The 12142-nt window shown below is 60.8% G+C and carries 8 protein-coding genes and 1 rRNA gene; 6 read left to right on the top strand and 3 right to left on the bottom strand.

The window, feature by feature from the left end; genetic code table 11:
* Positions 1-411 precede the first annotated feature (411 nt).
* Together APH42_RS26945 and APH42_RS26940 are read left to right on the top strand one after the other, a co-directional pair.
* On the top strand, positions 412-2568 hold the full coding sequence (locus tag APH42_RS26945; RefSeq protein WP_012269971.1) for a type I secretion system permease/ATPase: 2157 nt from the start codon (positions 412-414) through the stop codon (positions 2566-2568).
* 7 nt (positions 2569-2575) lie between these two features.
* The gene (locus APH42_RS26940) at positions 2576-3934 is read left to right on the top strand and encodes an HlyD family type I secretion periplasmic adaptor subunit (RefSeq protein ID WP_069943456.1); all 1359 of its coding nucleotides are present in this window, start codon (positions 2576-2578) and stop codon (positions 3932-3934) included.
* Between the two features lie 198 nt (positions 3935-4132).
* On the opposite strand, the gene lapD is transcribed toward APH42_RS26940, so the two are convergent.
* Positions 4133-6079, bottom strand: a complete 1947-nt coding sequence (lapD, locus tag APH42_RS26935; RefSeq protein WP_012269969.1) for a cyclic di-GMP receptor LapD — start codon at positions 6077-6079, stop codon at positions 4133-4135.
* 10 nt (positions 6080-6089) lie between these two features.
* Positions 6090-6851: a cysteine protease LapG gene (gene lapG / locus APH42_RS26930; RefSeq protein WP_171577298.1), complete on the bottom strand. Its 762-nt coding sequence runs from the start codon at positions 6849-6851 to the stop codon at positions 6090-6092.
* A 204-nt stretch (positions 6852-7055) separates the two neighbouring features.
* Here lapG and APH42_RS26925 point away from each other — a divergent pair, with 204 nt between their 5' ends.
* From APH42_RS26925 to APH42_RS26910, 4 genes are all read left to right on the top strand, one after another.
* Entirely contained in the window at positions 7056-7745 is a 690-nt protein-coding gene (locus APH42_RS26925; RefSeq protein ID WP_060494610.1) for a GntR family transcriptional regulator, read from the top strand.
* 111 nt (positions 7746-7856) lie between these two features.
* Positions 7857-8360, top strand: a complete 504-nt coding sequence (locus APH42_RS26920) for a sigma-70 family RNA polymerase sigma factor (protein WP_012269966.1) — start codon at positions 7857-7859, stop codon at positions 8358-8360.
* Between the two features lie 4 nt (positions 8361-8364).
* A complete protein-coding gene (locus APH42_RS26915) occupies positions 8365-9321 on the top strand; it encodes a FecR family protein (protein ID WP_082421469.1) in 957 nt (318 codons plus the stop codon).
* Between the two features lie 204 nt (positions 9322-9525).
* On the top strand, positions 9526-11901 hold the full coding sequence (locus APH42_RS26910; protein WP_060494611.1) for a TonB-dependent siderophore receptor: 2376 nt from the start codon (positions 9526-9528) through the stop codon (positions 11899-11901).
* A gap of 66 nt (positions 11902-11967) precedes the next feature.
* On the opposite strand, the gene rrf is transcribed toward APH42_RS26910, so the two are convergent.
* Positions 11968-12083, bottom strand: a 5S ribosomal RNA gene (gene rrf / locus APH42_RS26905).
* Positions 12084-12142: the final 59 nt, after the last annotated feature.

The following is a 12142-nucleotide window of genomic DNA, read 5'->3' as shown; positions in this document are numbered from 1 at the left end:
ATCGAACGCTGACGGCCCAGGGATCTGCTTTCTATAGATGAATTTTGACTAACAAGTTACAACCAAACGCCAATTAACCAGCGCCTGTTTACTGACAATGACTAAGCTGGATATCGAAGCCCCTACCGCCGCAGGCTGGATGGCAGGCTATGCTGCAACTTGGCGCCAAGCCTAATGGCTGGATCAAAAATGAAACATTCATAGCGCCGCTACGTCTGGTAAAAATGAAGCACCTAGAATTGTTTACTCAACACCGATTCAGGGCGACCATTGGCCAGTTGCACAAGCCTCAGGGTGTCATAGCCCTTATCCGCACAGCTTGGTAGCACCATAGATTGCCAGGGTGAGCCGGCCTGACCTTTAACGGCGGCACACCTACCCCACCCACCACAAGGATGAAGAGAGCGCCGCGTGGAATCCGAAGTCAGTCGAGTCCAACTCAGCCACGATCCACGCAGTCAGCATGACGATCCCCTGCTGGATAGTCTGTTGAGCCTGTGTGTCCTGCACCAGAAACCCGCCAGCCGGGTCATGTTGACCACAGGCCTGCCGCTGCCCGCCCAGCGCCTGAGCCCCGAGCTGCTGCCCCGTGCCGCCGCCCGGGCAGGCCTGCAAGGGCGCCTGCTGCAGCGCAAGCTGGAGCAGATCCCGAGCATCGCCATGCCGGCCATGCTGCTGCTCAAGGAAGGCCGCAGCGCCGTTCTGCTGGGCTGGGAAAATGAGGACACCGCACGCCTGCTGCTCAGCGAGAGCGATGGTGGCGAGGTGCACGTCAGCCGTGAAGCGCTGCAAAGCGACTACAGCGGCCGCGTGTTCTTTGCGCAGCCGCAGCACAAGTTCGACGTCAACCACGGCAACCTCATCCCACGGGCGAAGTCGTGGTTCCGCGACACCCTGCTGCGCAGCAAGTGGCTGTACATCGACGCGATCGCCGCCAGCCTGGTGATCAACCTGATCGCCCTGGCCGCGCCGCTGTTCGTGATGAACGTGTATGACCGGGTGGTGCCCAACCAGGCCACCTCGACGCTCTGGGTGCTGGCCATCGGTATCGCCGGCGCGTATATCTTCGACCTGATACTCAAGGGCCTGCGCGGCCTGTGCCTGGACCTGGCCGGCAAAAAGACCGACCTGATCATCTCGGCAACGCTGTTCGAGCGCATCGTCGGCATGTCGATGAAGTACCGGCCTGCACGGGTCGGCAGCTTTGCTCAGAACATTCACGAGTTCCAGGGCCTGCGCGACTTCCTTGCCTCGCTGACCCTGACCAGCCTGATCGACCTGCCTTTCACCATCCTCATCCTGATCGTCATCGCCATCATTGGCGGGCACCTCGTATGGATCCCGATTATTGCCTTCCCGCTGGCCCTGGGCATCGGCTACGCCCTGCAACGGCCGCTGATGGCGACCATGGAACGGACCATGGCCCTGGCCTCTGAGCGCCAGTCCAGCCTGATCGAGACACTGGCCGGCCTGGATGCGGTGAAGGTCAACAACGCCGAAAGCGAGCGTCAGTACATGTGGGAGCAGACCCTCGGCACCCTCAGCCGCCTGGAACTGCGTGTAAAGGTGCTGTCGAGCCTGGCGATGAATATCACCCTGCTGATCCAGCAACTGGCAGGCGTGGCAATGATCTGCGTCGGCGTGTACCTGATCATCGACGGCAACCTGAGCATGGGCGGCCTGGTGGCCTGCTACATGCTCAGCGGCCGCGCCCTCGGCCCGCTGGGCCAGCTCAATGGCCTGCTCGCCCGCTATCAGCAAGCCAAGGTGACCATGGTCTCCACCGACCATATGATGGAGCTGCCGCAAGAGCGCAACTTCGAAGAGCGCCCGCTGAGCCGCAAGGTGCTGCAGGGTAGCGTCGAGTTCCGTGGGGTCGACTTCACCTACCCGAACCAGCAGAACCTGGCCCTGAAGAACATCAACCTCACCATCCGCCCTGGCGAGAAGGTCGGCATCATCGGCCGCAGCGGCTCGGGCAAGAGCTCGCTGGCCAAGCTTATCGTCGGCCTGTACGAGGCCGATGGTGGCTCACTGCTGGTCGATGGCGTGGACATTCGCCAGATCGATGTCAGCGAACTGCGCCACAATATCGGCTACGTCCCGCAGGACATCCAGCTATTGGCCGGCACCTTGCGTGACAACCTGGTCAGCGGCGCCCGCTACATCGAAGACGAATTGATCCTGCAAGCCGCCGAACTGGCGGGCGTGCATGAGTTCGCCCGGCTGCACCCGGACGGCTATGAGCTGCAAGTGGGTGAACGCGGTCAGAACCTGTCCGGCGGCCAGCGGCAGAACGTCGCCCTGGGCCGTGCGCTGCTGCTCAACCCACAGATACTGCTGCTGGACGAGCCGACCAGCGCCATGGACAACACCGGTGAAGAACGCCTCAAGCAGCGCCTGCAAGCGGTGGTGGAAGGCAAGACGGTGCTACTGGTCACGCACCGTGCCTCGCTGCTGTCGCTGGTGGACCGGCTGATTGTGATCGATCGCGGGCAGATTGTCGCCGACGGCCCGAAAGCCGCGGTCATGGATGCGCTGAAGAAGGGGCAAATCAGTGTTGCATAAGCTGGATATGGGGCAGTTCAAGGACGGCCTGCGGCGCTATTTCAAAGGCAGTGACTCGCTTGGCGGCCAGCCGCTGCCGGAGGTCAACAAGGCCCTTATCGAGGATGCGCCGCGGGTGGTGCGGCTGACCATTTGGGGCGTGATCCTGTTCTTCGTGTTCTTGATCGTGTGGGCCAGCGTTGCGCCCATCGACGAAGTCACACGGGGTGAAGGCAAGGCCATTCCGTCGTCCAAGGTGCAGAAGATCCAGAACCTGGAGGGCGGCATCGTCGCTGAAATTTTCGCAAAGGAAGGGGAGATCGTCGAAGTCGGCCAGCCATTGCTACGCCTGGATGAAACCCGCTTCGCCTCCAACGTGGGTGAAACCGAGGCCGACCGCCTGGCCATGGCCCTGCGGGTCGAACGCTTGAGCGCCGAGGTCCAGGACAGCCCGCTGAAGATCGACGAAGAACTGCGCAAAGCCGCGCCAAGCCAGGCGGCCAGTGAAGAGTCGCTGTACCAGAGCCGGCGCCAGCAACTGCAGGACGAAATTGGCGGCCTGCAGCAGCAGCTGGTCCAACGCCAGCAGGAACTGCGCGAATACAGCTCCAAGCGCGCCCAGTACGCTAACAGCCTTGAGCTGCTGCGCAAGGAAATCGGCATGTCCGAACCGCTGGTGGCGACCGGCGCGATTTCCCAGGTTGAGGTGCTGCGCCTGCGCCGTGCTGAAGTGGAAAACCGCGGTCAGCTGGACTCCACCGCACTGGCCATCCCGCGTGCCGAGGCTGCCATCCGCGAGGTGCAAAGCAAGATCGAAGAGACCCGTGGCAAGTTCCGCAGCGAAGCGCTAACCCAGCTGAACGAAGCGCGCACCGAACTGAACAAGGCCACCGCCACCAGCAAAGCGCTGGACGACCGGGTTCACCGCACCATGGTCACTTCGCCGGTGCGCGGTATCGTCAAGCAACTGCTGGTGAACACCATTGGCGGTGTAATCCAGCCTGGCAGCGATATCATCGAGATCGTGCCACTGGACGACACGCTGGTCATCGAGGCGAAGATCCTGCCCAAAGACATCGCCTTCCTGCACCCTGGCCAGGAAGCGACAGTCAAGTTCACGGCGTATGACTACACCATCTACGGTGGGCTGAAGGCCAAGCTTGAGCAGATCGGCGCCGACACCATCACCGATGAAGACAAGAAGACCACTTACTACCTGATCAAGCTGCGCACCGATCGCAGCCACCTGGGGACGGACGAGAAGCCGCTGCTGATCATTCCGGGGATGGTGGCGACGGTGGACATCATGACCGGCAAGAAGACCATCATGAGCTACCTGCTCAAGCCGATCATGAAGGCGCGTTCGGAAGCGCTGCGCGAGCGCTAGAAGGCAGACTCAAGGCCGCGTGCTTTCTCTGTGGGAGCGGCCTTGTGTCGCGAAAGGGCCGCAACGCGGCCCCGGGATTTTCGCATTACTGCATAAACTACTGGGGCTGCCATGCAGCCCTTTTCGCGACACAAGGCCGCTCCCACATGCACAGCGTCAGGCCTGGGAGTCAGATCAGGCAACTGGCAGTAAAGCTCTTTAGCGCCAGGGCGCAGGCTCACCAACCAGCTGGCCCTGAATCCCACCTACCCCCATCTCCTGCAACACCCGCCGCTCCCCTTCGGTCTCGACCCGCTCGGCAATCAGCGGCAAATCGATGCTGTGGGCCGCACGCTGAATCGCTTCGATGAACAACCGCTTGTGCTGCTCATGGTCGATGTTGCGGATGTAGCTGCCGTCAATCTTCAGGTACGCCAGGCCCAGGTGCGCCAGGTTGCCGATCATGCTGAAGCGCCCGCCAAAGCGCTGCAGCGCCAGGCCGAAGCCAAGCCCGTGCAGGCGCCGGGTGAGCTGCTCCAAGGCGGCCTGTTCAGGCAACTGCTCCTCGCCAATTTCAAAAACCAGCCGCGGGCCGAGCGCCGCGTTCTGGCCCAGCAGCTCGAAGACGCGCTGCAGGGCCTTGGGGTCGGCCAGGGTGGCGGCGGACAGGTTCAGCGCCAGCACCTGGTCGTGCCCTCGTAGGTGCGCCAACACTTTCTCCAGCACCAGCACATCCAGCCGTGGCATCCAGCCGAAGCGCTCCAACCAGGGCAGGAAGCGGCCCGCTGGCAACGCCTCGCCCTGGCCATCCTGCAAACGCGAAATCACTTTGTGGTGCAGTACCCGTTGCGCTGAAGCACAATCCACCACGGGCTGGAAGAACAGCTCGAAATGCCCATTGCCGAATGCCTGATCGAGCCGCTCGTGCCAGGCATGTTGGCTGTCCCCAGCCACTGCGGCAACGCCTTGTTCAAGGCACACCCAGCCCGGCGTTGGCTGGTTCTCGGCACGGGCCAGCGCCTCGTCGGCGAGTTTCAGCAACGCCTGCGGAGAGTCACCGGGGCTGAACGGCGCCAGGCCGATACAAGCGACCGGGTCGATATCACTGGCACCCGTTTCGTGCAGGCTCTGCAGCGTCGCCTCCAGGGCCTGGGCAAGTTGCACGGCCTCTTCATGCACCATGCCCGGCGCCAGCACGGCAAACTCGCCACCGCGGCTGCGGGAAATCAGGTCATTGGTTTCCGGGTAGCTTGCACAGGTGCGGCGCAACTGTTCGCCTACTGCCTGCAGCAACTGGTCGGTACGCTGGCCGCCAAGGCGGGCATTCAGGCCGGCCAGGCCCTGAACCCGCAGCAACAGCAGGTAGCCGGCGCGCGCCTCTTCCAGGTTGCTCACCCGGGTGTTCAGTTGCATTTCGAAATACCGGCGGTTGGACAGCCCGGTCAGGCTGTCCTGGTAGGACTCGGCACGCAGCCGCTCACTGCGCTCGGCCTGCTCGGTGAACAGCGCTTTGAGTTTCTCGACCATCTGGTTCATCGCCTGCACCACACGGCGTAACTCTGGCGTGCGCGGCAGCTCTGGAAGGCTGAGGAATTCGCGGCGGGCAATCGCGTGGGATTGCTCAACCATATAGTCCAGCGGCCGCAACTGGCGGCGCAACAGCAATGCACCGAGCACAGCACTGGCCGCACCACACAACAGCAACCAACCCAGGCTGCCCAGAGCACTTTGCCAAAGTTTGGCAATGGCGAACATCGGGTGGCTGATCACTTCAACGCGCGCGGCCTGTTGCCAGCCACGGCTGACGATGGCATCGCCACCAGCAGCCTCAAGGCCGATCAAGTGCACGAACCATCGCGGTACGCCACCTGGGTCCGGCTCAGCGTGGCGCTCCACCAGCACAGCATTGGAGCCCAGATCGACGACCTTGATGCTTGCATAGTAACCACTGTCGAAGATCGAGCTAACCATCAGTTCGACCATCGCCGGGTCGTCGATATTCGGCGTCAGCGACAGCGCCAGCGCGGTCGCCGCGTCCTGGGCGTGCGAGCGCAACTGGTTGACATACTGGCTGCGCGAGCTTTCCAGGCTGACCATGAAACTGCCACTGAAGGCGACCACCAGGAACAGGCAAATGGCCAACAGCAATTGTTTGAACAGTGACATCTGTGCTCCTTCAGTAAACCGGCTCGGCCGGGAACCCTTCGGCCTGCATTTTCTTCAACAAATCCTGCCAGCGTGACAGCCGCTTGGTATCGCCAACCTTCTTGTTCCCGGCAGCGCCCGTCAGCCACAGCCCCTCGCCATTGAAGGCGTACACCGGCAACAGGTCGGTACGTTGGCTTGCCGGCTTGATGGCGTCCATCAGGCTGTCGAGCACCAAAGGCTGGGCCTGTGGGCTTGAATAATAGGTCAGGACCATGTGTGCCCGGTTCTGTCGCAGCGCCTTGACGTAGGTAATGCGCAGTTTTTCACTGGGGATACCCATGCGCCGCAGGCTGAAATATTTGGCGATGGCGTAGTCCTCGCAATCCCCTGCACCTTTGATCAGTGCCTGCACAGGCGTGGCCCAGTAATCGACTTCATGCCACAGGTCGATGTCTTCGACATAGCGCAATTGCTGGTTGAAGAAGCGGTTGACCACTTGCAGCCGCTCAAGCTCAGTCCCCTGCTTCTGCGTAGCCATCAGGTTCTGCCAGGCATCGATACGGCCCTGCCCGGCACCCAACGGGCCGTAGAGCGCCTGCGACTTGCGGCTGATCTGGGAAAAATCCCAATCCGCGTGCAAGCCGCCCAGCAGCAGACTGCCCAGCAGCGCGGCAAAGCCGACACGTCGCACAACGGTTTTCAGCAACCAGGATATCGCCACTGCGAAGCCCTGTTCAGACCAGTCGAAAGCAGCGATGGTGGGGCTTGCCACAACAAAAGACAATGGCACCCTGCAATCATGCACCCGCCTGTCAGGCCGCCTACACTTTCTAGTTATATCCTTCTGAAGGGCGCTTCCTTTGGCAGACGACTTCATCCACCATAGCCGCGCTTTTGGGGCGCCCGTACCCGTGCGGGTGCAGGTTTGACACCCTTACAAGCTGTTACTACTGTCATTGGATCCAACTTTAGTCATTGTTAAGGCAGACGTCGCGTGGCCGAGAAAATCAAACTGAGCAATGTGCTGGCAAGCGAACAGCTGCTGCCGCATCAGGCCCGTGGCGTGATCGAAGAGCGCCTGCGCAGTGCCATTCTCGATGGGCGCTTACCCCCAGGTACTGCCGTGCGCCAACAAGAACTCGCCACCTTGTTCGGTGTCAGCCGCATGCCCGTGCGCGAAGCCCTGCGCCAGCTCGAAGCGCAATCCCTGTTGAAAGTAGAGATGCACAAGGGCGCTGTGGTTGCGCCGCTGATCGGTGAGGATGCAGTGGACACCTATGCCCTGCGCGTATTGCTCGAGAGTGAGGCACTGCGCCAGTCGATCCCGCTGCTCGATGCCAGCGACATCGCCAGCGCCCGCGGGTATATCCAGCAACTGGAGAATGAAACCCGTCACGCCGAAATCGGCCGCCTCAACCGCCTGTTCCACATGGCGCTATACAGCAGGGCACCAAACAAGAAGCTACTGCGCCTGATCGAGAACGAACTGAACGAGGAAGAGCGCTTCCTGCGCTTCCATCTTTCGTCCATGGGCTTGGGCAAGCTCACTCAGGACGATCACAACGCACTGGCGGATGCGGCCAGCGACAAACTGGTGGATGAGGCGGTAGCGGTGCTGGAACGGCATCTCAACAGCGGGGCGCGGGTAATTCGCAAGTACCTGGATACACAACTGGGGCGCTAACCCACTGCCGCCTAGCGCAGCGTGCGACCAGATGGGTTGCAAATTGATGCGGCGCCACCAACAATGAGACTAATTATCATTCATGTCCATTGATGCCGGCGCCCCTCCCCCATGCCCAGCAACGACTGCGTGCAAACGCTATACAGTGACCATCACGGCTGGCTGCATGCCTGGCTGCGCAGCAAGCTAGGCAATGCGGCCGATGCCGCCGACCTGGCCCAGGACACCTTCGTACGCTTGCTACAGCGCCGTGAACAATTGCAACTGAATGCACCCAGGGCCTTCCTGCGCACGGTAGCGCGCGGGTTGGTGATCGATCACTGGCGGCGCGAGGAACTGCACAGGGCTTACCTGGAGGCTTTGGCGCATGTGCCGGAAGCATTGGCCCCCTCTGCCGAAACCCGCGAGCTGCTACTGGAGTTGCTTGAGCGCATTGCACGCATGCTCGACGGCCTCAAACCCAAGGTACGTCGCGCATTCCTCCTGGCTCAATGCGAGGGGCTGAAGCACCAGGCCATCGCCGAACAGCTGGGGATCTCGGTGCGCACCGTAGAACGCTACATTGCCGATGCGCTCTATCACTGCTACGTGCTGCACTACCAGGACGAGTGCTGAGTCGATGACCGCCGCACGCCCTGATACGAAAGCGGTCAAGCAGGCCATCCAGTGGATGCTACGGTTGCGCGAGAGTGGGCACGACCTGGCGTTGCAACAACAGTGTGCGCAATGGCGCAGTGTCCACCACGAACACGAACAAGCCTGGCAACGGGTGACGCACTTGCATCAAAACCTCGACCTACGCGCCATCCCCGGTGCCGGGCTGGCTTTGCAGACCCTGGAAACCAGCCAGCAGCGCCTGCGTCGAAGGCAGGCGTTGAAGCTGCTTGGGGGCGTTGTCATGGCGGGATCGGCGAGCTGGCTGGCTAAAGACCTCGATGCTGTCAGTGCCTGGGCATCGGACTATGCCACCGGCACGGGCGAACGGCGCGTCTTCACCCTGCCCGATGGCTCACTGATGCAACTCAACACCCGCAGTGCCGTGGACCTGGCCTTCATTGATCGGCAGCGTCTGGTCCGCCTGAAGCATGGCGAACTGATGATCACGTGTAATCCCCGGCATCCCGTGTTTGTACAAACCCGCGACGTGCTGCTGGAAGGCTTTGAAGGACGCTTTGTAGCCTATCAGGATAGCGACTGCACACGTGTCAGCGTCAGCCGCGGAAAAGTGGCGATACACCGGCCTGGCATTGCCCAACTGCAGTGGATCGAGAGTGGACAGAACTGGCGCCTGGATGCTCATGGCGCACAACGGATCGCACAGATGGACATGGACGCGATGGCATGGACTGAAGGGCTGATCGTCACTCAGAACATGCGCCTCGCGGATTTTCTCGCGCAGGTCAGCCGTTATCGCCATGGTTACCTGGGCTGCAGCAACGAGATTGCCGACCTGCGCCTGTCGGGCGTATTCCGCCTCGAAGATCCGGAACAATTGCTTCGGCTGCTACCGCAGACGCTGCCCGTACGGGTTCATCAACGTACACGCTGGTGGGTGCGTGTCGAAAGCACGACCTGATGAGGCCTTAACGTTTTTTGTCGGGTTTTGAACCCCGGTCCGGCTAGGACAGTAAGCGACATCTTCTGCCCTCATCACTTCAACGGACCCTTCATGTTCATCAAGCCGGTGTTAAACCACACTTTCAGCCCGAATGATTTTCGACCAGTCCTGCAGTCCGCTTACTTACGCCATGCCATACGGGCTGCTCTGTTTGGTACCGCCATGGGCCTGGCAGCTGTTGCGCAACTGTCCGTTGCGGCTGAAACAGCCCAAGTGAGTCATCACTATGCAATACCGGCCGGCCAACTGGCCGATGCATTGAACCAGTTCGCTCGCCAGGCCGGCATCACCCTGTCCAGTACGCCTCAGTTGACCGATCGCCTGCAATCCAACGGCCTGCAGGGGCAATACGCCATTGATCACGCGCTGCGCCAGTTGCTTAATGGCAGCGGGCTGGAAGCTGTCAGCCAGGACGGACGCAACTATGTGCTGCAGGCACAGCATCAGGACGCAGCCCTGGCATTGCCAGACACCGATGTCCGTAGTTTCTCTCTGGGCAACGCCTTGGGCAGCATGGAGGGTTACAACGCCACGCATAGCCAAGTGGCGACCAAGACCAGCATGCCACTGGTGGAGACATCCCAATCGGTCTCGGTAGTAACTCGCCAGCAGATGGACGATCAGGGCTCTCAGACCGTTGCCCAGGCCATGCGCTACACGCCTGGGGTACTGACCAACCCCTACGGTGCCACCCATCGCTACGACTATGTGGCCATGCGCGGCTTCAACGACGGCTCGGTGGATAACATCTACGTCGATGGGCTCAAGTCCATGGGCGACAATGGCACTTACAGCACCATGCAGGTGGACCCGTACTTCCTTGAGCGCATCGACATTCTCAAGGGGCCGTCTTCAGTACTCTATGGGCGAAGCTCGCCGGGCGGCCTGGTAGCCCTTACCACCAAGAAGCCACTGCTCACCCCTTTCCACCAGGTTCAAGCCACGGTCGGCACCCAGGGCCAGCGGAGCATGGGCTTCGACTTCAGTGGCCCTGTAGATGATGACAAGCGTATTGCGTATCGCCTGACAGGTTTGGCGGATGCTTCGGACACACAGTTCGACCACAACAAGGAAGAACGCTATACCATCGCCCCGGCCATCAGCGTCGACTTCACCGAGGACACCTCGCTCACACTGCAGGCTTACCTGCAGCACGACCCTAACGGCGGGTACCACGGCGGCAACCCTGCTGACGGTATGCTGCATAAGCGCAACGGCTTGCGCTTGTCGGACCACTTTTTCGAGGGTGAGCCGGGTATCGATAATTACGAGCGCACCCAGCAGTCCTTCAGCTACCAGTTCGAGCATCGCTTCAACGATGTGTTCACCGCGCGGCAGAACTTCCGCTACCAGGATTCCGACGTGTCCATGGACCAGGTGTACTCGGCCGGCTGGGCGGATGCCGACAGCAACATTCTCAACCGCGCCTATACCGGCGGCGACGAGCGCCTGCATTCGTACATCATCGACAATATGCTGCAGGCGGAATTCTTCACCGGCGCTGCCAAACACACCCTGCTGCTGGGCGCAGACTACCAGCGACGCAAAGCCGATGTCGCATGGCGCTATGGCACGGTCGACCCGCTGAACGCCGGCAACCCGCAATACGGCAATGGCAACCTTCAGGTACTGGGCGAAAACCGCTACCAGCGGCGCTTGCAGCAAACAGGTGTGTATCTGCAGGACCTGGTGGAGGTCGACCAGTGGCGATTCTCCCTTGGGCTTCGCCAGGACTGGGTGAAGGTGTCCGAGGAGAATCGCGACAGCGACACCAAGGTCAGCGATCAGCGCTCCAGGTTTACTACCCGGGCCGGGGTGCTCTACCTGTTCGAGAATGGCATTGCGCCTTATGTCAGCTACTCGGAGTCGTTCAATCCCAATACCGTGTCCGACCAGCAAGGCCGCCCGCTGGCACCGACCGAGGGCACTCAGTGGGAAGCCGGCATCAAGTATCAGCCTCCGGGCAGCGACAACCTGTTTACCGCATCGGTGTTCCGTATCGAGCAGGAAAACCTGGCTTCGAAGCAGCCTGACGAAAACTTTTATCGCCCGGTAGGTGAAGTACGCTCGCAAGGGCTGGAGCTAGAGGCTCATGTGCAGCTGAGCGACAGCCTGAAACTGCTGGGTGGCTATACCTTCACCGATATCGAGTACGCCAAGTCGATGCCGAGCCTGGTGTCGGCCAGCCTGGACAATGAAGGCAACGCGCCAACCCAGGCACCGAAACAGATGTTCTCGCTGTGGGCTGACTATAACTTCCACCAAGGGGCTCTGGATGGACTGCGGCTGGGCGGTGGGGTGCGATATGTGGGCTATAGCTGGGTGGATGCGGAAAACAGCATGAAGGTGCCTTCCTACACCCTGTTCGACGCTTCGATCGGCTATGACCTGGGGAAGGTGGGTCTGACGGGTGTGGATGTGCGGCTGAACGCAAACAACCTTACCAATGAAAGCTACATTACCTCATGTGCCAGCCTGAACTACTGCTACATGGGTGAAGAGCGCAATGTGAGCGCTACGGTCAGCTATCAGTTTTGAGCGTTATTGAAACCCGGAAAAGACAAAGCCCCTGTCTGCATCGCAGACAGGGGCTTTGGGTTTGAATCTTGACGATGACCTACTCTCACATGGGGAAACCCCACACTACCATCGGCGATGCATCGTTTCACTGCTGAGTTCGGGATGGGATCAGGTGGTTCCAATGCTCTATGGTCGTCAAGAAATTCTGTGTGCTGGCCCGTCCTTCGGACGTGCCTGCGAATCTCTGTAGTTCCTACTT

The sequence above is a fragment of the Pseudomonas sp. NBRC 111140 genome (genome assembly GCF_001320885.1).
In the GTDB taxonomy this organism is placed as follows: domain Bacteria; phylum Pseudomonadota; class Gammaproteobacteria; order Pseudomonadales; family Pseudomonadaceae; genus Aquipseudomonas; species Aquipseudomonas putida_P.
This window is presented reverse-complemented; position numbering and strand designations above follow the sequence as displayed.